Origin of the sequence: Enterobacter cloacae, from assembly GCF_013375935.1 — a bacterium.
Classification (GTDB): Bacteria; Pseudomonadota; Gammaproteobacteria; order Enterobacterales; family Enterobacteriaceae; genus Enterobacter; species Enterobacter pasteurii.
The window spans coordinates 3,523,778-3,544,817 of record NZ_CP056117.1; the positions used below are offsets into that span (position 1 = coordinate 3,523,778).

A 21,040-nucleotide genomic window follows, 5' to 3' on the forward strand; every position below is an offset into this window, starting at 1 on the left:
GGCTTCGCCTTACCCGGCAACAGCATCAGTGATAGGTCTTAATAATCTCCAGCACGCCGTTAATAATAAACTGCACGCCCATACACACCAGCAGGAAGCCCATCAGGCGGGAGATGGCCTCAATACCGCCCTTGCCTACCCAGCGCATAATGGCTCCGGAACTGCGCAGCGACCCCCAGACGATAACCGCAATCAGTGCGAAAATAATCGGCGGTGCAACGGTGATAACCCAGTCCGGGAAGGTTGAGCCGTCGCGCACCGTTGAGGCGGAGCTGATGATCATCGCAATCGTGCCCGGGCCAGCCGTGCTCGGCATGGCTAACGGCACGAAGGCGATGTTGGCGCTCGGTTCGCTTTCAAGCTCCTCGGATTTACTCTTAGCTTCCGGCGATTCATGCGCTTTTTGCGCCGGGAACAGCATCCGGAAACCGATAAAGGCCACAATCAGCCCACCCGCTATCCGCAACCCGGGGATGGAAATACCAAAGGTATTCATGACCAGCTGCCCGGCGTAATAGGCCACCATCATGATGGCAAAAACGTACACGGCCGCCATCCTCGACTGCTGGTTGCGCTCCGCGCTGTTCATGTTCCCCGCCAGGCCCAGAAAGAGCGCCACCGTGGTTAACGGGTTTGCCAGCGGCAGCAATACCACCAGCCCAAGACCAATTGCTTTAATCAAATCCAACATAATGCATCGCTGCCCTTATCCTTAATCAACTCCGCAATTATAGGGGAAAACCTCGTCCTGAGCTATTCGCACGACGTAACCATTGTTTTCCCGCGCAACCAATAACCACAGGCTATATGTATGATTTAAAAGCGCACTGAAAAAGTTCCTGAAGCGTTTTAGCAATTCGTGGCATCGGGCAATCCATTCAGTTGACTTATACTTGCCTGAGCAATAATATCTGCCGTGACTAAACTACTTGCCAGGGCAACCATTGTGAAAAGCACCAGTGATCTCTTTAACGACATAATCCCACTGGGTCGTCTTATTCATATGGTCAATCAGAAAAAAGATCGCCTGCTCAATGACTACCTGTCACCGCTGGATATCACCGCAACACAGTTCAAAGTGCTGTGTTCCATTCGCTGCGAAGTGTGTATCACGCCGGTTGAGCTGAAAAAGGTGCTCTCTGTGGATCTGGGTGCGTTAACCCGCATGCTGGATCGGCTCGTCTGCAAAGGATGGGTCGAACGAAGCCCTAACCCGAATGACAAACGCGGTGTGCTGGTGAAACTGACCAGCGACGGCGCGGCCATGTGTGAGCAATGTCATCAGCTAGTAGGACAAACACTGCACCAGGAACTGACAAAAAACTTAACGGCAGATGAAGTGGCAACGCTTGAGCTTTTACTCAAGAAAATACTGCCGTAAACAAAAAAAAGAGGTATGACGATGTCCAGACGCAATACTGACGCTATCACCATTCATAGCATTTTGGACTGGATCGAAGATAACCTGGAATCCCCGCTCTCCCTTGAAAAGGTGTCCGAGCGTTCAGGTTACTCAAAATGGCACCTGCAACGGATGTTCAAAAAAGAGACCGGTCATTCATTAGGTCAATATATTCGCAGCCGCAAGCTGACGGAAATTGCCCAGAAACTGAAAGAAAGCAATGAGCCGATCCTTTATCTGGCGGAACGTTATGGCTTTGAATCGCAGCAAACCCTGACGCGTACGTTCAAGAACTACTTCGACGTGCCGCCTCATAAGTACCGTATTACCAGCATGCCGGGTGAGTCCCGTTATCTGTATCCGCTAAAACATTGCAGTTAATTTTCGCCTGTAAAGACGTAACCGAGGAAATCATGAAATTCATCGCCTCCGCCGCCCTCACCCTGCTGGTGCTGGTCTCCGGCCAGAGCTTCGCGGAGCAAACCCCCAGTGCGGCGCAGCAAAATAATCGAGACACGCTGATTATGCCGTCCGCACAAGGCCAGTCACCCTATGACTTTAACCACATGGGCGCTGGCAGCGACAAATCCGACGAACTAGGCGTGCCGTATTACAACCACGACCTGTGATTCGTTTTTGCCCCGCCGATGCGGGGCTTTTTTTTGCCTTAGCCCCGCACCCGCGAAGCCCGACGCACCCGCAGACCAAAAACGTTGATATACAGCCCGGCCATAATCAGCCCCGCACCCGCCAGCTGCAGCCCGCTGAGCGTTTCATCCAGCAAAAGCGCGGCGCTGGCAAGCCCGACTACCGGTACCAGCAGCGATAACGGCGCCACGCGCCAGGTTTCATAGCGGCCAAGCAGCGCCCCCCAGATGCCGTAGCCGATGATGGAGGCGACAAACGCCAGATAGACCAGCGATAAAATGGTCGTCAGGTCTATTTCCCGCAGGCTTTTCAGCATCGTCTCTGGCCCGTCCAGGATAAACGATGCGGCCATAAACGGCACAATCGGGATGAGCGCGCTCCAGACCACCAGCGACATCACCCCCGGGCGCGCCTCGTGCTGCATGATCAGCTTGTTGAAGATGTTGCCGCACGCCCAGCTCAGCCCCGCCGCCAGGGTCAGCATAAAGCCCAGCAGGGCCACGTGCTGGCCGTTAAGGCTGGCCTCAATCAGCACCAGCACGCCAAACACCGCCAGGCTTATGCCTGCCAGCTGCTTACCCTGCAGGCGTTCGCCAAAGACAAACGCGCCGAGGATGATGGTAAAAAACGCCTGCGCCTGGAGCACCAGCGAGGCCAGGCCCGCAGGCATGCCGAATTTAATGGCGCAGAAAAGGAACGCAAACTGACCGAAGCTGATGGTAAGGCCATAACCCAGCAGAAGCCTGAGCGGGATTTTCGGGCGGGCAACGAACAGCAGCGCCGGAAACGCCACCAGCAGAAAGCGCAGGCCGGCAAGCATCAGCGGCGGCATATTGTGCAACCCCATTTTGATGACCACAAAATTGAGTCCCCACACCACCACAACCAGCAACGCCAACAGCCCGTCTTTGCGCGTCATCATCCGCCCCTGAAATATTAAATTTTTGTAAACACTTCAAGGTAACAGAAAAAATAGCGCAGCGAAAAGACGTTAATTCTGGTACCGGCAAGAAGCACTTGCGGATAAATTGGGTGCTATACAAGCTCCCAATCCCGTGATAATCCTGTCAGAACACAACAATAAAAGCATAAGCATTTGTCGGGCAGGAAAATGAAACCATCAATCAGGCGCTCAACCGCAGCGCTGCTGGCATCGTCATTGTTATTAACAATTGGCCGCGGGGCAACGTTGCCCTTTATGACCATTTACCTCACGCGCGTGTACGGCATGAGCGTGGAGAATATTGGCTATGCCCTCACCGTGGCGTTGACCATTGGCGTGGTGTTCAGCCTGGGATTTGGCATCCTGGCCGACAGGTTCGACAAAAAGCGCTACATGCTGATCGCCATCGTGGCCTTTATCGCCGGATTTGTGGCCATTCCGCTGGTGAATAACGTCACGCTGGTGGTGCTGTTCTTTGCCCTGATTAACTGCGCCTATTCCGTGTTCTCTACGGTGCTGAAGGCGTGGTTTGCAGACGTGCTGACGTCGAGCGAAAAGGCGCGCGTATTCTCGCTCAACTACAGCTTCCTGAATATCGGCTGGACCATCGGGCCGCCGATTGGCACCCTGCTGGTGATGTACAGCCTACAGCTGCCGTTCTGGCTGGCGGCGTTTTGCGCTGCGCTGCCGCTCGGGTTTATCCATTTCTTCGTGCAGAAAAGCGTGGCGTCAGACAGCGTTGAGGAAAAGGCGCCGTGGCAGCCGTCGGTGCTGCTGAAAGACCGGGCGCTGCTCTGGTATACCCTCTCCGGCCTGCTGGCCTCCTACGTCGGCGGCTCCTTCGCCAGCTGTATTTCGCAGTATGTTCTGGCCGCGCACGCGGACGGCGATTTTGCCGAAAAGGTGGTGGCGGTGGTGCTGCCCGTCAACGCAGCGGTGGTGGTGACCCTGCAATACGCGCTTGGGCGCAGGATCACCGCCAGCAACATTCGTCCGTTAATGACTGTCGCAACGCTCTTTTTTATCCTCGGGCTGGGCGGGTTTATGCTCTCCGGGGAGAACCTGATCTACTGGGGGATCGCCGCGGCTATCTTTACGCTGGGTGAAGTTATCTATGCGCCGGGCGAATACATGCTGATCGACAATATCGCCCCGCCGGGCATGAAGGCGAGCTACTTCTCCGCGCAGGCGCTGGGCTGGCTGGGCGCGGCGGCGAACCCGATGATCACCGGGATTATCCTCACCCGTCTGCCGCACTGGTCGCTGTTTGTCATTATGATGGCCGCCATTATCGCGGCGTGGCTGATGATTTTGCGCGGGATGCGCGTCAGGGCGTGGTGCGAAGCGCCCAGGGCCGCGTAGCCACGGCAGGCCGGGTAAGGCGTAGCCGCTACCCGGCACTCGCGGTTAGTGGTGTAACATCTCCTCCACCACCTGCTCTTTGTACATCTCGTTCGGGTAGTAGGTCGGCCAGTTATCCATCTCTTTCAGCAGCGCCTCGTGGGAGGTATTGCCCATAAAGATATGGAAGTGTGAAGAGGGTTTCGGCCCGATGGTATGGTCGCTGAACTGCACGAACTTCGGGGCCTGGCTCGCCTTATCCTTGCACTCAAACAGGTAGCGCACGCCTTTTTTGCCGGAGGCGTAGGTCAGAATTTTGTAGCCGCTGTAGTCGTAGCGGCAGCTGCTCACCGTGCTGCCCCTATGAAACTCCATCACGTTGTTTTCAATGCCGATGGAGTCCACGTCCGTGGCGTAGCCCGTGCGGTAGTAGGCTTTTATCTCATCAGCGGACTTCTCGCCCTTCCGGGCTTTCTTTTTGAGAACCGGATCCAGCGAGCCGTCGAGCAGGAACGGATAAACCAACTGCCAGGTCCCGTCCCAGTCAGACAGCTTTCTGTCCCTGACGTCTTTATCCTCAAAGACGCCGTTTGCCGCCTTCTGTTCCGCCTCGGTCATCTGATGACCGTGCGAGTGGGCAAAAAGCGAGCCGCTGACCAGCAGCGTTCCCAGAGCCAGCGCAATTTTTCCAGCATGTGCAGCCAAAGCAAAACCCTCATTCCGTGTTATAAGAATGAGAATGTTATAGTATAACATTTCAGATCGCAACCAGTCCGCGCACGCCCTCCTGTTCCATATTTTCCCCGCGCCCGTGCTGGACGATACTGCCGCGCGACATCACCAGATAGCTGTCGGCCAGCTCCGCGGCAAAATCGTAAAACTGCTCGACCAGCAGGATCGCCATATCTCCCCGGCTGGCGAGGCTGCGGATCACCTGCCCAATCTCCTTAATCACCGATGGCTGAATGCCCTCGGTGGGTTCATCCAGAATCAGCAGCCGCGGGCGGCTTGCCAGCGCGCGCCCAATCGCCAGCTGCTGCTGCTGGCCGCCTGAAAGATCGCCGCCGCGACGGTGCTTCATCTCCTTCAGCACCGGGAAAAGCTGCCAGATCTCCTCCGGTACGCCTTTCGCGCTACGCGCGGAAAAGCGCGACAGCCCCATCAGCAGGTTTTCCTCAACGGTCAGACGCGGGAAAATCTCGCGCCCCTGCGGAACATACGCCACGCCGGACTGCACCCGCTGGTGCGGCTTACTGTGGGTGATGATTTTCCCCTGCCAGACCACCTCCCCGGTTTTCACCGGGATCAGCCCCATCAGACACTTCAGCAGCGTGGTTTTACCCACCCCGTTGCGCCCCAGCAGACAGGTGATTTCCCCGGTCACGGCCTCAAAGCTCACCCCGCGCAGAATATGGCTTCCGCCGTAGTACTGATTCAGTTCGTTAACCTGCAACATGACCTCTCCTTAGCGTCCCAGATAGACGTCAATCACCTGCTCGTTGGCCTGCACCTCGCGAAGCGAACCTTCCGCCAGCACGCGTCCCTGATGCAGCACCGTGACGCGATCGGCGATGGTTTCGACAAACCCCATATCGTGCTCAACCACCATCAGGGAATGCCTGCCTGCCAGGGTACGGAACAGCTCGGCGGTGTATTCCGTTTCCGCATCGGTCATCCCCGCGGCGGGCTCGTCCAGCAGCAGCAGATGCGGATCCTGCACCAGCAGCATGCCGATCTCCAGAAACTGCTTCTGCCCGTGGGAAAGCAGCCCGGCGCGACGGTCGCGCTCGCTGCCAAGCCGCAGCAACACCAGCATCTCGTCAATGCGGTCGCGCTGCTCGCCGCTGAGGGTGGCCCGCAGGCTCGCCCAGACGGACCTGTCGGCCTTCATGGCGATTTCAAGATTTTCCCATACCGTCAGCGCCTCAAAGACGGTCGGTTTTTGAAACTTACGGCCAATTCCGCGGCGGGCAATGGCCGCTGGCTCAAGCGCGGTCAGGTCAACAGACTGATCGTAAATGGCTTTTCCGCTTTTTGGCCGCGTTTTGCCGGTAATCACATCCATCAGCGTGGTTTTGCCCGCGCCGTTAGGCCCAATCACGCAGCGTAACTCGCCCACGCCGATGTTCAGCGAGAGGTCGGTCAGCGCCTGAAAGCCGTCGAAGCTGACGTTGATGGCCTCAAGCTGCAATACCGGATCGGTCTGCTCGCGGTAACGATCCCCGGGTAGCTGACGGGTAAAAAGCCCTTCAGAAGGCTGCATTATTTCTCCCCCTTACGAAACAGGCCGTATACGCCGCGCGGCAAGAACAGCGTGACGGCGATGAAAATCAGCCCCAGAAACAGCTGCCAGTACTCCGGCATCGCCACGGTGAAAACGCTCTTCGCGCCGTTAACCAGCGCCACGCCAATCACCGGGCCCACCAGCGTGCCGCGCCCGCCCAGCGCCACCCAGATGGCCGCTTCAATCGAGTTCGTTGGCGACATTTCTCCCGGGTTGATAATGCCCACCTGCGGGACGTACAGCGCCCCCGCCAGGCCGCACAGCACGGCAGAGAGCGTCCATACCAGCAGCCTGAACCCGCGCGGATCGTAGCCGCAAAAGGTCAGACGGTTTTCCGCATCGCGCACCGCGGTCAAAATGCGGCCAAATTTGCTCTTCGCCAGCGCATAGCCTGTGCCCAGCGCCAGCATCAGCAGCAATACCGTCGCGAGGAACAGCGCGATCCGCGTGGTGGTCGCCGTAACGGAAAACCCGAGCAGCGTGGTAAAGCCGGTAAAGCCGTTGTTGCCGCCAAAGCCGGTTTCGTTGCGAAAGAACAGCAGCATGCCCGCATAGGTCAGCGCCTGGGTCATGATGGAGAAATAGACCCCTTTGATCTTCGAGCGGAAGGCAAACCAGCCGAAGACCAGCGCCAGCAGGCCGGGGACCGTTACGATCAGGACCAGCGCCCAGGCAAAATGCTGCGTTCCCCACCAGAACCAGGGCAGCTCGCTCCAGGAGAGAAACGACATAAACGCGGGCAGGCCGTCCCCTGCCGCCTGGCGCATCAGGTACATCCCCATCGCATAGCCGCCCAGCGCGAAAAATAAGCCGTGCCCCAGCGAGAGCATCCCGGCATAGCCCCACACCAGGTCGAGTGCCACGGCAACCACCGCGTAGCAGAGGATCTTGCCGATAAGGGTCAGCATCCACGTGGAGATCGCCAGCGGATGCGCGGCGGGCAGCAGCGCGAGAAACGGCAGCACCAGCAGCGCCGCAGCCAGCAGGCTGCCGACGATTTGAGCGGTACGCGGCGCGCGGCGCGCCAGCGTTAAGGTCAGCGGCTGGCTCATCAGTCTGTCACCCTCCCTTTAAGCGCGAATAACCCCTGCGGACGTTTCTGGATAAACAGAATAATCGCCACCAGAATCACGATTTTGCCCAGCACCGCGCCCATCTGCGGCTCAAGAATTTTATTGAAGATCCCAAGGCCAAAGGCCGCCGCCACGCTACCGGCCAGCTGGCCGACGCCGCCCAGCACCACCACCAGGAACGAATCGATGATGTACCCCTGGCCCAGCTCAGGCCCCACGTTCCCCAGCTGGGATAACGCCACGCCGCCCAGCCCGGCAATGCCGGAGCCAAGGCCAAAGGCCAGCATATCCACACGCCCGGTCGGCACGCCGCAGCAGGCCGCCATGCTGCGGTTTTGCGTCACGGCCCGCACGTTCAGGCCAAGACGCGTTTTGTTCAGAATCAGCCAGGTGAAGAACAGCACCAGCAGCACAAAGCCGAGCACCACAATGCGGTTCCACGGCAGCGTCAGGTTGGCAAAAACCTGCACGCCGCCGGAAAGCCAGGCCGGATTTGCCACCTCGAGGTTTTGTGCGCCAAAGGTCATGCGCACCAGCTGGATGAGCATCAGGCTGATCCCCCAGGTGGCGAGCAGGGTTTCCAGCGGGCGGCCATACAGGTGGCGGATCACCGTGCGCTCCAGCACCATCCCGATACCGGCAGTCAGGCAAAACGCCACCGGCAGCGCCACCAGCGGATAAATCGGCAAATACTGAGGCATCCACTGCGCCAACACCTGCTGCACCATCCAGGTGGCATACGCCCCGAGCATCAGCATCTCGCCGTGCGCCATGTTGATTACGCCCAGCAGGCCATAGGTAATGGCAAGCCCGAGCGCCGCCAGCAGCAGCACCGACCCCAGCGACAGGCCCATAAACGCCTGCCCCAGCAGCTCGCCCCACATCAGGCGGTGCTGAATTCGCTCCAGGCTCCCGGCAGCCGCGGCGCGCACCCGCGCATCCGGCTCGGCTTGCGCCTGGGTAAACGGCGCCAGCGCGGCCTGCACGTCCGGATCGTCGGACTCGCCCAGCAGCTCAACCGCCCTCAGCCGCGTTTCAGCCTGCGGACTCGCCAGCTGGAGATTCGCCAGCGCCAGCCCCAGCGACTGCCGGGTAATTTCGTCCGTTTCGCTGCTGGCCCGCCGCTGCAGAAAATCAAGCATGTCCGGCTGCGCGCCACGCTGGAGCTGCCTCGCGGCGACGCGCCTCTCCGTGACGCTGTCACTTACAAGCTGATGCGTCGCCAGCGCCGTAGCGGCTAACAATCGCAGCCGGTTGGTCAGGCGCACGGCTTTGGTGGCCCCTTCGGCGGTTTGTGATGCACCAAGCCCTGTCAGCTCGCCGTCGATGCGCGCAAAGGCATGCTTTCGGCTGTCGGTGAACAGGTTCTCTTTTTGCAGCGCCGCAAGCAGCGGCAAACGGGCAGGTTCCGGCGCGGTTGCCCACCGGGTAAGCATTGCGGCCTGCTGGCTGCGGTTTGCGGCAACGAAATCATCGGCATCCGTTGCCGCAGCCATCCCTGGCAGCAGTCCGGCAAGCCACACTATCGCTATCATCATGCGCATCGCGTTCATGGCATTTCTCCCTGGCGCACCGGCTTAGTTGCTGGCGGTTTTCATCGGCTGGTCTGGCTTTTTGTCATTCCCGGCGATGAAGGGGCTCCAGGGCTGAGCGCGGACCGGCTGTTCGGTCTGCCAGACGACGTTAAACTGGCCGTTGCCTTCGATTTCGCCAATCATCACCGGCTTGTGCAGGTGGTGGTTGGTGGCATCCATGGTCAGCGTGAAGCCGGACGGCGCGCTGAACGTCTGGCCCGCCATGGCAGCACGCACCTTGTCCACGTCGGTTGTTCCCGCTTTCTCAACCGCCTGCGCCCACATGTGAAGCCCTACGTAGGTCGCTTCCATCGGATCGTTAGTGACCACGGTATCGGCATTCGGCAGCTTATAGGCTTTCGCGTAGGCCCTGTAGGCCGCCACGAAGGTCTGGTTGGTCGGGTTGTCCACGGACTCAAAGTAGTTCCACGCCGCCAGGTTACCCACCAGCGGTTTGGTATCAATGCCGCGCAGCTCCTCCTCGCCCACCGAGAAGGCCACCACCGGCACGTCCGTCGCCTTCAGCCCCTGGTTGGCCAGCTCCTTATAGAACGGCACGCTGGAATCGCCGTTGATGGTTGAAACCACCGCCGTTTTCCCGCCCGCGGAGAATTTCTTGATGCTGGCAACGATGGTCTGGTAGTCGCTGTGGCCGAACGGGGTGTAGACCTCTTCAATGTCCTTATCCTCCACGCCCTTCGAGTGCAGGAAGGCGCGCAGGATCTTATTGGTGGTGCGCGGATAAACGTAGTCCGTCCCCAGCAGGTAGAAGCGTTTCGCGCCGCCGCCGTCTTCGCTCATCAGGTACTCCACCGCCGGGATCGCCTGCTGGTTAGGCGCCGCGCCGGTATAGAAGACGTTAGGTGACATCTCTTCACCTTCGTACTGCACCGGATAAAACAGCAGCCCGTTCAGCTCCTCAAACACCGGCAGAACCGACTTACGCGACACGGACGTCCAGCAGCCAAGCACCACGGCGACCTTATCCTGGCTCAGAAGCTGGCGGGCTTTCTCGGCAAACAGCGGCCAGTTAGACGCCGGGTCAACCACCACCGGCTCCAGCTTTTTCCCGAGCACGCCGCCCTTAGCGTTGATTTCGTCGATGGTCATCAGGGCAACATCCTTCAGGGGCGTTTCTGAAATGGCCATCGTGCCGGACAGGGAGTGCATAATCCCGACTTTAATGGTCTCTGCGGCCCGTACGCCAAAACTCATTCCCATGGCGACGACGGACGCGGACAAGGCGAAAGCTTTTATAAAGGTACGACGGTGCATATTTTCACTCCTGAAAAGAAAGCTGTGCGAAGACGTCCGTTACCGCATGGACGCAGAAAAAAGTAACGTCAGCTTCAGGAGAGCAAAAAGAGTGCCAGGTTGCAGAGGCCGGATTTTACGGAGAGTGCAGAGAAGATGTGTCGGGAACGGCTCAGAATGGAACAGCGCTGCACCGGAATAATGCAGCGCCGTGAACGGCGTTACCAGACGTCGCTGGCGATTTGCGTGACCAGGCGAACTTTATCCCACTGCTGGGCTTCGCTCAGGCTGTTACCTTCCTCCGTGGAGGCAAAACCGCACTGCGGGCTGAGGCAAATCTGCTCTTTCGCCACGTACCGCGCGGCCTCTTCCAGGCGCGCCTTCACCCCTTCCGGGTTCTCCAGCTCGCCGTGCTTGGTGGTGATCAGCCCCAGAACCACCTGCTGTTTACCCGGGCGTACAAAGCGCAGCGGCGCGAAATCTCCGCTTCGGTCGTTGTCGTACTCCAGGAAGAAGGCATCGACGTTAACCGTGCCGAACAGCACTTCCGCCACCGGCTCGTAGCCGCCCTCAGAAATCCAGGTGGAGCGGAAGTTGCCGCGGCAGACGTGCAGCCCGACGGTGAGGTCGTCCGGCTTGCCTTCCAGCGCTTTGTTCAGCACGCGGGCGTAGGTTTTTGCCAGCTCGTCCGCATCGTCGCCCCGCTCGCGGATCTGACGGCGCTGCTCTTCCGAGCACAGGTAGGCCCAGACGGTATCGTCGAGCTGCAGGTAGCGGCAGCCCGCGTCGTAAAACGCGCGGATGGCGTCGCGCCAGGTGGTTGCCAGATCGTCAAAATAGACGTTCAGATCCGGGTAGACCGTGGCATCGATGTCCTTGCGGCCGCCGCGGAAGTGCAGCACGCTCGGGCTTGGAATGGTCATCTTCGGCTGCGCGTCACCGCTGATGCTCTTCAGGTAGCGGAAGTCTTCCAGCATAGGGTGATCGCCGAAGCCCAGCTTGCCCGTGACGCGCACGCCGTGAGCTTTAGTCTGAACCCCGTTAAACTGGATCCCCTGCTGCGAATCGTAACGCTCCACGCCCTGCAGCCCGTCAAAAAAGTCAAAGTGCCACCAGGCGCGGCGGAACTCCCCGTCGGTCACCACGTGCAGGCCGCAGGCGCACTGCTGCTCGACGACCTGGCGAATAGCCTCGTCCTCGACGGCGCGAAGCTGGCCGGCATCAATTTCACCGCTGGCAAACTTCAGGCGCGCCTGCTTGATGGTGTCCGGGCGTAAAAAACTGCCGACTACATCGGCGCGGTACGGGGCGTGGTGTCGCTGCATGGAAATCTCCTCTGTCTGCCGGCGTTAATTGCCAACAGTGATAATTCATCTCTTGAAGCTTTAGACTTCTGGATGTCTAAACGTCCTAAAAAGATGTCATACCGGCTCCCTGCCGACAAACGAGAAAATTTCATCTGTGTTGAAAAAAATTCACGATCGCTGCGCGGGCGATGAGGATCCTGCAAACGCGAACCGCTCGTCCTCCCAGCCGGTAATGCCCCCGAGCATAATCTTGACCGGCAGGCCGAGGCGCGCAAGCTTCAGCGCCGCCCTGTCCGCCCCGTTGCAGTGCGGCCCGGCACAGTACACGACAAACAGCGTTCCCTCCGGCCACGCCTTCATCCGCCCGGCGTCAATCTGGCTCCACGGCAAATGCAGCGCGCCGGGCAGATGGCGCCTGGCAAACTGCCCGGTCGTTCCGACGACGTGGAGCAGAACAAAGTCCTGTTCACCGCTGGACAGGGCGTGATGCACGTCGGCGCAGTCCGTCTCAACGCTCAGACGGCGCAGAAAATGTCCTGCGGCTTCCTGCGGCTCTGCCGCCGGAAATTCAGTAACGTAGCTCATGAATCTTCCTCATTTGTGGCGTTTGTGTTAACACTACTCTATTCGTAAATTCAGCCCGTGAATGCGCCCGCCTATGCCAGAAAACAGCAAAAAGATGACAAACTTAAGACACGCGCGCCCGCGCGCGGTGGTGCTGGCGTACGACGGTTTATGTACCTTCGAGTTTGGCGTGGCGGTAGAAATCTTCGGCCTGCCGCGCCCGGAGATGGGCGACGCGTGGTATCGGTTCGCCGTAGCGGGGGTGGATGAAGGTGAACTTCGGGCAACCGGCGGGATCCGTATGCTTGCCGATGGCGATCTGCGTTTGCTGGAGACGGCAGATTTAATAGTCGTGCCCGGCTGGCGCGGCATGGACGAGCCTGTGCCCGAGGCGCTCAGCCAGGCGTTGCGCGAGGCGCACGGCCGCGGCTGTCGGCTGCTCTCCATCTGCTCTGGCGTGTTTGTTCTGGCGGCCTCGGGCCTGCTGAACGGGCGGAAGGCCACCACGCACTGGCGCTACACGGAGGCGCTTAAAACACGCTATCCCGCCATCACCGTGGTGGAGGATGTGCTGTATCAGGACGAGGGCGATATTCTGACCTCCGCGGGCAGCGCAGCCGGAATCGACCTGTGCCTGCACGTGGTGCGCCGGGACTATGGCATCGAGGCGGCAAACCGCGTGGCGCGTCGGCTGGTGATCCCGCCCCATCGGGACGGCTCGCAAACCCAGCAGCTCAGCCGGCCGGTGGCGCAGCTGCGCGAAAGCCAGCGGATGGGCCAGCTGTTTGATTATCTGCATCAGCATCTGGCCGTTGGGCATACCGTTGAGTCCCTGTCCCGGCGGGTGGGCATGAGCCAGCGCACCTTTTTGCGCCGTTTTCAGGATGCGACCGGCACAACGCCCGCGCGCTGGCTGTTGAACGCGCGGCTGCAGCGCGCGCGAGATTATCTGGAAAATAGCCGACTCGGCATCGACGCCATTGCTGAACAAACGGGTTTTGGCCATGGCGCCACGCTGCGTCACCATTTCCGCCAGCAATACGCCCTTTCTCCGGCGCAATATCGTAAGCAGTTTTTACAGCCGACCCGATAAGAGGGCAAAAAAAAACCGCCATATTCTGGCGGTAAATGCTTGCATGGATAGATTTGTATTTTGGTATCTACGCACCGGTATTCCATACCGGATGTGGATCGCCTGTAATCTACCACGCTGAGTTTCAACAAAGCGTAAACGGACCGATTAACCCGCTTTGGTATTAATTTGCAGATAACGCATCAGCCCCTGCTCTGCGCTCTGCCGGGCATCGTCATTAATGGCTTCGAGATAAAACGCGCGTGAGACACCGTACGGCGCCTGCTCGGATGGATAAACCGCAAACTGGAAGGTCTTACCCCTCGCCTTATTGATGCAGCCCAGCTCCCAGCGGCCTTCACCAACCTGCGTGCTATTACATTCGACGCGTCCGTAATCGCTGGTTAAATACGAACCTACACGGCTTTTTGCTGACTGAATATATTCAGGTTCATCGTTTGAATAGAGGCTGGCGGCAGCACCCACTGCAACCACTACGCCCAGAAGTGATAGCACAATTATTTTTTTCATTTATTAGATCCGATCCTTAGCCAGAAAAATCTTATTGTAAATGATTTCTCATTAAATCTAGCTTCTCTTTTGATACCAGAAATGGGAGTTTACAACGGCAATATTGCTTTTAAGATTAATCTTAAACCGATTTTATTACAGCCACACTTTTTGACAGCCCGTTTTCTCAAATTTGAAAATCCGAATAATTACTTGATGAAATTATCTTTACGATGGCCGAAGCGTATTTTCGGGAGATGTGGGATGTTCAAAAAAGGGTTGGCCATGGCGATGGTGATCTGCGCCCTGTTCTCGGGGCAGCTGATGGCCGGGCATAAAGGGCATGAATTTTTGTACGTGAAAAGCGCCGACCATCAGCTTCGTCACGAAGCCGACAGCGACGAGTTACGCAGCGCGGCAGAAGAGTCTGCGGAGGGTTTGCGCGAACGCCATTCCTGGCTGAAGTCGCGCAAACCGGACACCCACTTTCCGGGCTAGCTGCCTTTACGCTTCGGCAGGGTTTTCAGCAAATCGTCCGGGCTCACGGACGCCACGATGCTGCCCGGCGGCGGCATTTTGAAGATGTGGTTCTTCATCTTACCGATAACGTGCATTTCGCACGGGCGGCAGTCGAACTTCAGCGTCAGCACCTCATCGCCGTTAACCAGCTGCATCGGCGTTGCTTTCCAGCTTTTAATATTGCCTTTCGCCTGCTTCGGACAGAGGTTAAAGGCAAAACGCAGGCAGTGCTTGGTGATCATCACCGGCACATCGCCCTTCTCTTCATGGGCCTCATAGGCGGCATCGATCAGCTGGACGCCGTGACGGTGATAAAACGCGCGCGCCTTGTGGTTGTAAACGTTCGCCAGGAAGGATAAATGCGTATCCGGATAGACCGGCGCGGGCACCGCTTCGGCCTTACGCGTGCCGCGAGCATAGTTTGCCAGGCGCGCTTCATCCAGCATCTCAGCGGTTTCACGGCGGAACTGGTTCAGCAGGCTGTTCGGGACAAACAGCGCGTCCGGCAGATTAACCTCAACGTTACGCGCGTAGTAGATGGTCTGGCCGAGCTTCGCCACGCCGTCCTTCAGGTTGTTAATCGCCTTTTCCGCGTTGTTCGCCACCTCGAACATGCCGTCCAGGGTGTGCGTCACGCTGATGCCGTCTTCACAGGTCATGGTCAGGATCAGCTGCTCTTCCCAGCCCCCCAGCGCAATATCTACCGCAATGCGGCGCTCGCTGGACGTTTTCAGCAGCGCCTGCTGCCAGTTGTGATCCAGATTACGGTTAAGGGCCGCATTCGGGCGGGCCTTATAGAGATCGGCAGGCATTTCGTTCGGCCATACGCGGTAGCGGTTCTCGCCGGTTTTCTCCACCGTGTTGGCGCGGAAGCCGACCACTTCACGCTTGATCATCACGTTCAGGCCATCGCCGTTTGCCAGCGGTTCCGTGACCTCAACGTCCAGATGATCTTTTGCGACTTTCAGCACTTCCCCTACCGGCAGACCGATAAATTTCGGTGAATCAAAGGCGCCGATGTCCCCCTTGCGCGCGTTGACGAAGTAATCCGTGCTGCCGCGGTGGAAGGTTTTATCCGTAGACGGAACGAAGAAATGCTCGGTACGTCCTGCGGACGCCCGCGCCAGGTCACCGCGATCCTCAATGATGGCATCCAGCATCTGACGATAGTGCGCGGTGATGTTTTTCACGTAGCTCATGTCCTTGTAGCGCCCTTCAATCTTGAAGGAGCGCACCCCGGCATCGATCAGCGCGCCGAGGTTAGCCGTCTGATCGTTGTCCTTCATGGAGAGCAGGTGCTTTTCGAACGCCACCACCCGGCCCCGATCGTCTTTAAGTGTATACGGCAGGCGGCAGGCCTGGGAGCAGTCACCGCGGTTGGCGCTGCGGCCCGTCTGGGCGTGAGAGATATTGCACTGCCCGGAATAGGCCACGCACAGCGCGCCGTGGATGAAAAATTCGATGGTGGCGTCGGTGGCCTGATGGATATCGCGGATCTGATTCAGATTCAGCTCGCGCGCCAGAACGATCTGGGTAAACCCGACGTCCGCGAGAAACTTCGCCTTCTCAACGGTGCGGATATCGCACTGGGTGCTGGCATGCAGCTCGATGGGCGGGATATCCAGCTCCAGAACGCCCATATCCTGAACGATCAGGGCGTCGACGCCGGTCTGGTAGAGATCGGCAATCAGACGCTGCGCGGGCTCCAGCTCATCATCATGAAGTATGGTGTTCAGGGTTACGAACACCTTCGCCCCAAAGCGGTGGGCGAACGGTACCAGCTCGGCAATATCGCGCAGGCTGTTGCTGGCGTTATGGCGGGCACCGAAGCCCGGGCCGCCAATGTAGACGGCATCCGCACCGTGAAGAATGGCTTCACGGGCAATGGCGGCGTCGCGGGCCGGGCTTAACAGTTCAAGATGATGGGAGTGCAGGCGCATACGTCGTCGTTATCCGTTATGGTCAAAATGGCGGCTATTGTAGTCAGAAGTCTGTGTCAGTGAAACCGTTTTGCGACGCTTTAGCGGGGATAATGGATCAGAGAGTGAAAATGGACCGTCCGGGCGCTGCTGTTGCGGTACGCGTGCGGTTTATCGCCGGCAAAACGCACGCCGGAATCGGCGTAAATCGTGCGCCAGATACCGTCAATTTGCATCTCCAGCTCGCCGCTAATCACCACGACGTGCTCAATCACCCCGGCCTCGTGCGGGGCGGATTCGCTCAGCGCGCCCGGCGACAGGGTGATGGAGAAATGGCCGAACCGGAGCTGGTCATCCCAGGGGAACAGCGGCTTCACCACCATCGCCTGCTGCTGCGGATCGAACACCGCCTGCGGATCGCTTTCGGGGGTGATAAACGCCGAAAAGGGCACGTTCAGCCCGGTGGCGATTTTCCACAGTGTGGAGACCGTCGGGCTGGACTCGTTGCGCTCGATTTGCCCGAGCATCGCTTTCGACACGCCGGTCTCGTCGGCCAGCTTAGACAGGCTCCAGCCCCGCGCCTGTCGCAGCGCTTTCAGCGTGGTGGCAAGGTGTTGAGTAATATCCATGGTTCCTCCCGTTGCGGGAAAGCATACCACTTGTACGCTATAACGCACAGTGATACCTTACTGCGGACGTTATAACGCACAACGGGGTTTCCATGCGATCGACAACTCATCTTTTTCCTGCCGTCCTAGCCGGTTTTGTCGCCGTCCTGGTGGGCTACGCCAGCTCGGCCGCCATTATCTGGCAGGCCGCCGCCGCGGCCGGCGCCAGCGCGCAGCAAATCGCCGGGTGGATGACCGCCCTGGGGCTGGGCATGGGGATCAGCACCCTGGCGCTGTCCTGGTGGTACAAGGCCCCGGTGCTTACCGCCTGGTCGACGCCCGGCGCGGCGCTGCTCGCCACCAGCCTGCACGGCATCACCCTGGCTGAAACCATCGGCGTCTTTATTTTTGCCAATGCGCTGATTCTGCTGTGCGGCGTAACCGGCCTGTTCGCCCGGCTGATGAAGCTGATCCCGCACTCCCTTGCCGCCGCTATGCTGGCCGGGGTGCTGCTGCAGTTTGGCCTTAAGGCCTTCAGCAACCTTGAGGATAACTGGGTTCTTTGCGGCACTATGCTGGCGGCCTGGCTGGTGGCCAAAGCAGTGGCTCCCCGGTACGCCATCGTCGCCACGCTGCTGGCAGGCGTCGTCGCGGCATGGATGGGAGGTGACGTTGTCACTAACAGGCTGACGCTGTCCGTGGTGATGCCGGAATTTATTGCCCCGTCGTTCACGCTCTCCAGCCTGATCGGCGTCGGGCTGCCCTTCTTTCTGGTGACGATGGCGTCGCAGAACGCGCCCGGCTTCGCCACCATGCAGGCGTCGGGATATCCGCTGGCGGCCTCACCGCTGATGATTGCGACCGGCGGGCTGGCGCTGCTGCTATCCCCCTTCGGCGTCTATTCCATCTGCATCGCCGCCATCACTGCCGCCATCTGCCAGAGCCCGGACGCCCATCCGGATGCCGGTAAACGCTGGCTGGCGGCGGCTGCCGCAGGCGGGTTTTATCTGCTGGCGGGGGTATTCGGCGGTTCGATTTCCGGGCTGATGGCCGCCCTGCCGCCGGGCTGGATCCAGACGCTGGCCGGGCTGGCCCTGCTCGGCACCATCAGCGGCAGTTTGTATCAGGCGCTGAATCACGAGGCGGAACGCGACGCGGCGATCGTCACCTTCCTGATGACCGCCAGCGGGGTGACGATCCTGGGAATTGGTTCCGCCTTCTGGGGGCTGGTGCTGGGCGGGATCTGTTACGCGGTCTTCTCACGCCTTCGCCGCACGTAGCTGCGAGGGCGTTACCCCCGTCATGCTGCGAAAGCGGTTACTGAAGTGGCTGGCGGAGCTAAACCCGCAGGCCAGCGCGATGTCGGTGAGCGGCGTGGTGGTGTGCTGCACCAGCGCTTTGGCTTTCTCCATGCGCCGCTGCATGACGTACTGATGCGGCGCCAGCCCCATCGACTGGCGGAACATCCTGGCAAAGTGATACTCGCTGAGCGCCGCCCGCCCGGCCAGCTCAGCCAGCGTCAGGGGCTGCGCAAGATTTTCTTCGATAAACGCCAGCACGTTGCGCAGCACAAACGGCGACAGCCCCCCCGGTAACCGCCGGCAGCTTCCACTGCACGCTGGAGTAATGCTGAACCAGGTGCGTCAGCAATAAGGTCGAGGCGGTGCTCAGGGTGAGCTGATTGGCGTTCTGCTGCCAGTCGCAGCCAAGCAGGAACTGGCGATACAGCGCGGTGATTTTCGGATCGCTGCCAAAGATCTTTTCATCCAGCGTCAGCGACAGCGGGCGTTTATCCCAGATTTTCTCTCCCACGTCCCGCAGATGCGCGTCGGTACAGTAGAGATGGACGAACGACAGGTCGTCACGAATATCCCACGTGGATTCACTCTCTTCAGGCATCAGGCAAAAACGATCCGGGCCGCCGCCGTTTTTCCAGCCGCCCGGCGTTTTTTGATAGCTTTCATAGCCGTCCGCCACGTACAGGCTGAGGGTGTGGTGGTTGCTTTTAACGGTGATCGTATCGTGCTTGTTGTACCAGGCCGCCAGTTGAATGCCAGAGTTGAGCGCGACGGTTTCCCGCAGCACCGCATTTTGCTGGCGTAACGTTTCAAAGGTGTCGTAAACGAGAGACATGGCCGTAAACAGGTGATTAATCAGATCGTCAGTCTAAGAAGTGTTGCAGCCTGTTACCAGCGTTCGGGCGAGAAAAAAGCGCAAGAATTTGCAAGTCCGGCGCAAGCCGGTGAAAGCCGCGCGCCCTCTTCTTCGCCACACTGGCATTTTCGCGGTATGAGAAGAGAGAAACCATGAACGCATTACTCTACGGGCTGGTCGTCGTGATTTGGGGGACGACCTGGATCGCCATATTCCTGCAGCAGGGGCCGGTGGCGGCACCGGTATCCATTTTCTGGCGCTTCGCCGTGGCCTGCGCCACGATGATGATCGTCTTAATCGCCCTTCGCCGCCTGCGCAGGCTGGCGCTGCGGGATCACCTCTACTGTGTGCTTCAGGGCTGCTGCGTGTTCTGCTTTAACTTCTGGTGTTTTTACGCCGCCGCGGCGCATATCAATACCGGGCTGGAGTCGGTGATTTTCTCGATGGCGGTGCTCTATAACGCCATCAACAGCCTTATTTTCTTCGGGCAGCGCCCTCCGGCTCGCTTCTGGACGGCGGCCGCGCTGGGGCTTATCGGGATCGTCACCCTGTTCTGGAACGATCTGCTCGCCAGCGGCTGGAGCGCGTCATTGCTCACCGGCATCGGCCTTTCCGCCCTCGGCACCTACGGCTTCTCGCTGGGGAACATGATCAGCATGCGCCATCAGCGAAACGGGCTCGAAACCATGACCACCAACGCCTGGGCGATGCTCTACGGGACGGCGATCATGGGCGTCATCGCCCTCGCCAGAGGCGACAGCTTCATGCCGGAATGGACGGTGAGCTATATGGGCGCACTGCTTTACCTGGCCCTGTTTGGATCGGTGATTGCCTTCGGGGCCTACTTCACGCTGGTTGGCCGCATTGGCCCCGGCAAAGCCGCCTACAGCACCCTGCTTTTCCCGCTGGTGGCGCTGTCGATTTCAACGGTGTACGAAGGTTACGAGTGGCACCTCAACGGCATCGTGGGCCTGCTGCTGATACTGGGAGGGAATATGGTGATGTTTACTAAGCCGGAAACCTGGTTCAGACGCCTGCGAACGGCATAAAAAAATGGCCTGCGTGATGCAGGCCATTTTCGTTATTTCGCTGTCTGATGCACGTCAAACATGGTGGCGTCCGTCGCCATGTCATCCACAACCTGCTTCAGCGTGGCAAAGGTCATAGGTGAATTTTCGTTATTCAGCTCTTTACCTTCCCCTTTACGAACCACCTTCACCACCGGTTTATTGGTCGCCGCGTCAATCAGTTCACCCTCGAAGAACAGGTGGGTATCCATGGTGCGGTGGCCGGTTGCCATCTGCGTACCTGCTACCACCAGCGCGACGGGCACCACTTCATAGAACTGGAGGCCTTCCTTCTGCGAACTCACGCCGGTGATGGCGCCGCGGAAAATCAGGCTACGCTTACCCGGCGTTGTGACGACAGGCTTACGGGTACCAATCGCCGTTTTCAGCTTCGTGTTGGTATAATTTAGCAGTTCATCAAGGGTTCTTTCCCCAATCTGGGTAGTCGGTTTAGGCGTAGGGTAATACGTAATCGGCGTCCAGATTATGCTGTCGTAATTGGCTTCGTTATACGAAGGATCAACCCAGCGTAACGTCGGTTTTCCCGTTGCAGACGTTGTCTGCTGCAAGCCTGAATAGTCTTTTAAAAAGCCGGAGTACTGTTCGGGAGCGGCGACCTTAGATGAACAGCCAGCCAGCGCTAACAGACCAGAAAGCACTGCAACTTTAAAAAGAGTGTGAGTACGCATGATAGTATTCCAGGTTATCTGCAAGTATGCACTTGAAGTTATAGCAAAAAAGGGAGATAGCCGTTGTAGCAAAAAATGACGAAGACAGCACAAATCGTAAAAAAGTAGCCCG

Annotated in this window: 22 protein-coding genes and 1 pseudogene; 8 read left to right on the forward strand and 15 right to left on the reverse strand. The window is 58.8% G+C overall.

The features are described from left to right. Nucleotides 1–25: 25 nt before the first annotated feature. Nucleotides 26–691 (reverse strand): MarC family NAAT transporter, encoded by a 666-nt coding sequence (locus HWQ14_RS16525; protein ID WP_176610342.1) that lies wholly within the window; start codon nucleotides 689–691, stop codon nucleotides 26–28. A gap of 255 nt (nucleotides 692–946) precedes the next feature. Here HWQ14_RS16525 and marR point away from each other — a divergent pair, with 255 nt between their 5' ends. Genes marR through marB form a run of 3 tightly spaced genes read left to right on the forward strand, consistent with a single transcriptional unit; the run spans nucleotide 947 to nucleotide 2,031 of the window. Beyond that, entirely contained in the window at nucleotides 947–1,381 is a 435-nt protein-coding gene (gene marR, locus HWQ14_RS16530) for a multiple antibiotic resistance transcriptional regulator MarR (protein ID WP_003857182.1), read from the forward strand. 21 nt (nucleotides 1,382–1,402) lie between these two features. Beyond that, nucleotides 1,403–1,783, forward strand: coding sequence for an MDR efflux pump AcrAB transcriptional activator MarA (gene marA / locus HWQ14_RS16535; protein WP_001303241.1), 381 nt, complete (start codon nucleotides 1,403–1,405; stop codon nucleotides 1,781–1,783). A gap of 32 nt (nucleotides 1,784–1,815) precedes the next feature. Beyond that, nucleotides 1,816–2,031: a multiple antibiotic resistance protein MarB gene (gene marB / locus HWQ14_RS16540; RefSeq protein ID WP_148419524.1), complete on the forward strand. Its 216-nt coding sequence runs from the start codon at nucleotides 1,816–1,818 to the stop codon at nucleotides 2,029–2,031. A 38-nt stretch (nucleotides 2,032–2,069) separates the two neighbouring features. On the opposite strand, the gene eamA is transcribed toward marB, so the two are convergent. After that, nucleotides 2,070–2,969: an O-acetylserine/cysteine exporter gene (gene eamA, locus HWQ14_RS16545; RefSeq protein WP_176611218.1), complete on the reverse strand. Its 900-nt coding sequence runs from the start codon at nucleotides 2,967–2,969 to the stop codon at nucleotides 2,070–2,072. Between the two features lie 192 nt (nucleotides 2,970–3,161). On the opposite strand from eamA, the gene ydeE reads away from it, so the two are divergent. Further along, complete coding sequence (ydeE, locus tag HWQ14_RS16550; RefSeq protein ID WP_176610343.1) at nucleotides 3,162–4,355, forward strand: efflux MFS transporter YdeE; 1,194 nt, start codon at nucleotides 3,162–3,164, stop codon at nucleotides 4,353–4,355. 45 nt (nucleotides 4,356–4,400) lie between these two features. Here ydeE and zinT read toward each other — a convergent pair whose 3' ends face one another. The 8 genes from zinT to HWQ14_RS16590 all read right to left on the reverse strand — a co-directional run bounded on the left by zinT (nucleotide 4,401) and on the right by HWQ14_RS16590 (nucleotide 12,411). Beyond that, nucleotides 4,401–5,039, reverse strand: coding sequence for a metal-binding protein ZinT (zinT, locus tag HWQ14_RS16555; protein WP_176610344.1), 639 nt, complete (start codon nucleotides 5,037–5,039; stop codon nucleotides 4,401–4,403). Between the two features lie 52 nt (nucleotides 5,040–5,091). Further along, the gene (gene urtE, locus HWQ14_RS16560; RefSeq protein ID WP_176610345.1) at nucleotides 5,092–5,790 is read right to left on the reverse strand and encodes an urea ABC transporter ATP-binding subunit UrtE; all 699 of its coding nucleotides are present in this window, start codon (nucleotides 5,788–5,790) and stop codon (nucleotides 5,092–5,094) included. A gap of 9 nt (nucleotides 5,791–5,799) precedes the next feature. Next, nucleotides 5,800–6,597, reverse strand: coding sequence for an urea ABC transporter ATP-binding protein UrtD (gene urtD / locus HWQ14_RS16565; protein WP_176610346.1), 798 nt, complete (start codon nucleotides 6,595–6,597; stop codon nucleotides 5,800–5,802). After that, complete coding sequence (gene urtC / locus HWQ14_RS16570) at nucleotides 6,597–7,670, reverse strand: urea ABC transporter permease subunit UrtC (RefSeq protein WP_176610347.1); 1,074 nt, start codon at nucleotides 7,668–7,670, stop codon at nucleotides 6,597–6,599. Before urtC ends, urtD begins: the two co-directional genes overlap by 1 nt. Then, nucleotides 7,670–9,244 carry an urea ABC transporter permease subunit UrtB gene (gene urtB / locus HWQ14_RS16575; RefSeq protein ID WP_176610348.1) on the reverse strand — a complete coding sequence of 525 codons (1,575 nt, stop codon included), beginning with the start codon at nucleotides 9,242–9,244 and terminating at the stop codon, nucleotides 7,670–7,672. The genes urtC and urtB overlap by 1 nt, the downstream gene beginning before the upstream one ends. 24 nt (nucleotides 9,245–9,268) lie before the next feature. After that, nucleotides 9,269–10,540: an urea ABC transporter substrate-binding protein gene (urtA, locus tag HWQ14_RS16580; protein ID WP_176610349.1), complete on the reverse strand. Its 1,272-nt coding sequence runs from the start codon at nucleotides 10,538–10,540 to the stop codon at nucleotides 9,269–9,271. Nucleotides 10,541–10,740: 200 nt separating this feature from the next. After that, a complete protein-coding gene (locus HWQ14_RS16585) occupies nucleotides 10,741–11,844 on the reverse strand; it encodes a cobalamin-independent methionine synthase II family protein (RefSeq protein WP_176610350.1) in 1,104 nt (367 codons plus the stop codon). Between the two features lie 150 nt (nucleotides 11,845–11,994). After that, nucleotides 11,995–12,411, reverse strand: a complete 417-nt coding sequence (locus HWQ14_RS16590) for a rhodanese-like domain-containing protein (RefSeq protein WP_148419514.1) — start codon at nucleotides 12,409–12,411, stop codon at nucleotides 11,995–11,997. 73 nt (nucleotides 12,412–12,484) lie between these two features. Here HWQ14_RS16590 and ftrA point away from each other — a divergent pair, with 73 nt between their 5' ends. Then, nucleotides 12,485–13,483: a transcriptional regulator FtrA gene (ftrA, locus tag HWQ14_RS16595; protein WP_176610351.1), complete on the forward strand. Its 999-nt coding sequence runs from the start codon at nucleotides 12,485–12,487 to the stop codon at nucleotides 13,481–13,483. Nucleotides 13,484–13,630: 147 nt separating this feature from the next. Here the strand turns inward: ftrA and HWQ14_RS16600 are convergent, their stop codons facing one another. Beyond that, nucleotides 13,631–13,993, reverse strand: a complete 363-nt coding sequence (locus HWQ14_RS16600) for a hypothetical protein (protein ID WP_148419512.1) — start codon at nucleotides 13,991–13,993, stop codon at nucleotides 13,631–13,633. A 243-nt stretch (nucleotides 13,994–14,236) separates the two neighbouring features. Between HWQ14_RS16600 and HWQ14_RS16605 the strand changes: the two genes are divergently transcribed. Then, nucleotides 14,237–14,470, forward strand: coding sequence for a DUF2554 family protein (locus HWQ14_RS16605; protein ID WP_148419511.1), 234 nt, complete (start codon nucleotides 14,237–14,239; stop codon nucleotides 14,468–14,470). On the opposite strand, the gene HWQ14_RS16610 is transcribed toward HWQ14_RS16605, so the two are convergent. Both HWQ14_RS16610 and HWQ14_RS16615 read right to left on the reverse strand, forming a co-directional pair. Then, nucleotides 14,467–16,431 (reverse strand): peptidase U32 family protein, encoded by a 1,965-nt coding sequence (locus HWQ14_RS16610; RefSeq protein WP_148419510.1) that lies wholly within the window; start codon nucleotides 16,429–16,431, stop codon nucleotides 14,467–14,469. The two genes, HWQ14_RS16605 and HWQ14_RS16610, sit on opposite strands and share 4 nt — an antisense overlap. Nucleotides 16,432–16,511: 80 nt before the next feature. Then, a complete protein-coding gene (locus HWQ14_RS16615; RefSeq protein WP_176610352.1) occupies nucleotides 16,512–17,039 on the reverse strand; it encodes a helix-turn-helix domain-containing protein in 528 nt (175 codons plus the stop codon). A gap of 92 nt (nucleotides 17,040–17,131) precedes the next feature. On the opposite strand from HWQ14_RS16615, the gene HWQ14_RS16620 reads away from it, so the two are divergent. Beyond that, a complete protein-coding gene (locus HWQ14_RS16620; RefSeq protein WP_148419508.1) occupies nucleotides 17,132–18,298 on the forward strand; it encodes a benzoate/H(+) symporter BenE family transporter in 1,167 nt (388 codons plus the stop codon). Here the strand turns inward: HWQ14_RS16620 and HWQ14_RS16625 are convergent. Next, nucleotides 18,278–19,151 (reverse strand): annotated as a pseudogene (locus HWQ14_RS16625) (helix-turn-helix domain-containing protein). The gene HWQ14_RS16620 and the pseudogene HWQ14_RS16625 sit on opposite strands and share 21 nt — an antisense overlap. Before the next feature lie 173 nt (nucleotides 19,152–19,324). Here HWQ14_RS16625 and HWQ14_RS16630 point away from each other — a divergent pair. After that, on the forward strand, nucleotides 19,325–20,221 hold the full coding sequence (locus HWQ14_RS16630) for a DMT family transporter (RefSeq protein WP_176610353.1): 897 nt from the start codon (nucleotides 19,325–19,327) through the stop codon (nucleotides 20,219–20,221). Between the two features lie 32 nt (nucleotides 20,222–20,253). Here HWQ14_RS16630 and HWQ14_RS16635 read toward each other — a convergent pair whose 3' ends face one another. Further along, nucleotides 20,254–20,928, reverse strand: a complete 675-nt coding sequence (locus HWQ14_RS16635; RefSeq protein ID WP_176610354.1) for a DUF3313 domain-containing protein — start codon at nucleotides 20,926–20,928, stop codon at nucleotides 20,254–20,256. Between the last annotated feature and the right edge of the window lie 112 nt (nucleotides 20,929–21,040).

What these genes read in the sequence shown, in the direction of transcription:
- HWQ14_RS16590 (WP_148419514.1), bottom strand. Translation starts at nt 12,411, where the DNA reads ATGAGCTACGTTACTGAATTTCCGGCGGCAGAGCCGCAGGAAGCCGCA.
- HWQ14_RS16615 (WP_176610352.1), bottom strand. Translation starts at nt 17,039, where the DNA reads ATGGATATTACTCAACACCTTGCCACCACGCTGAAAGCGCTGCGACAG.
- HWQ14_RS16525 (WP_176610342.1), bottom strand. Translation starts at nt 691, where the DNA reads ATGTTGGATTTGATTAAAGCAATTGGTCTTGGGCTGGTGGTATTGCTG.
- HWQ14_RS16630 (WP_176610353.1), top strand. Translation starts at nt 19,325, where the DNA reads ATGAACGCATTACTCTACGGGCTGGTCGTCGTGATTTGGGGGACGACC.
- HWQ14_RS16610 (WP_148419510.1), bottom strand. Translation starts at nt 16,431, where the DNA reads ATGCGCCTGCACTCCCATCATCTTGAACTGTTAAGCCCGGCCCGCGAC.
- ydeE (WP_176610343.1), top strand. Translation starts at nt 3,162, where the DNA reads ATGAAACCATCAATCAGGCGCTCAACCGCAGCGCTGCTGGCATCGTCA.
- HWQ14_RS16605 (WP_148419511.1), top strand. Translation starts at nt 14,237, where the DNA reads ATGTTCAAAAAAGGGTTGGCCATGGCGATGGTGATCTGCGCCCTGTTC.
- HWQ14_RS16600 (WP_148419512.1), bottom strand. Translation starts at nt 13,993, where the DNA reads ATGAAAAAAATAATTGTGCTATCACTTCTGGGCGTAGTGGTTGCAGTG.
- urtD (WP_176610346.1), bottom strand. Translation starts at nt 6,597, where the DNA reads ATGCAGCCTTCTGAAGGGCTTTTTACCCGTCAGCTACCCGGGGATCGT.
- urtA (WP_176610349.1), bottom strand. Translation starts at nt 10,540, where the DNA reads ATGCACCGTCGTACCTTTATAAAAGCTTTCGCCTTGTCCGCGTCCGTC.
- eamA (WP_176611218.1), bottom strand. Translation starts at nt 2,969, where the DNA reads ATGACGCGCAAAGACGGGCTGTTGGCGTTGCTGGTTGTGGTGGTGTGG.
- urtB (WP_176610348.1), bottom strand. Translation starts at nt 9,244, where the DNA reads ATGAACGCGATGCGCATGATGATAGCGATAGTGTGGCTTGCCGGACTG.
- HWQ14_RS16635 (WP_176610354.1), bottom strand. Translation starts at nt 20,928, where the DNA reads ATGCGTACTCACACTCTTTTTAAAGTTGCAGTGCTTTCTGGTCTGTTA.
- ftrA (WP_176610351.1), top strand. Translation starts at nt 12,485, where the DNA reads ATGCCAGAAAACAGCAAAAAGATGACAAACTTAAGACACGCGCGCCCG.
- marB (WP_148419524.1), top strand. Translation starts at nt 1,816, where the DNA reads ATGAAATTCATCGCCTCCGCCGCCCTCACCCTGCTGGTGCTGGTCTCC.
- HWQ14_RS16585 (WP_176610350.1), bottom strand. Translation starts at nt 11,844, where the DNA reads ATGCAGCGACACCACGCCCCGTACCGCGCCGATGTAGTCGGCAGTTTT.
- urtC (WP_176610347.1), bottom strand. Translation starts at nt 7,670, where the DNA reads ATGAGCCAGCCGCTGACCTTAACGCTGGCGCGCCGCGCGCCGCGTACC.
- HWQ14_RS16620 (WP_148419508.1), top strand. Translation starts at nt 17,132, where the DNA reads ATGCGATCGACAACTCATCTTTTTCCTGCCGTCCTAGCCGGTTTTGTC.
- urtE (WP_176610345.1), bottom strand. Translation starts at nt 5,790, where the DNA reads ATGTTGCAGGTTAACGAACTGAATCAGTACTACGGCGGAAGCCATATT.
- marA (WP_001303241.1), top strand. Translation starts at nt 1,403, where the DNA reads ATGTCCAGACGCAATACTGACGCTATCACCATTCATAGCATTTTGGAC.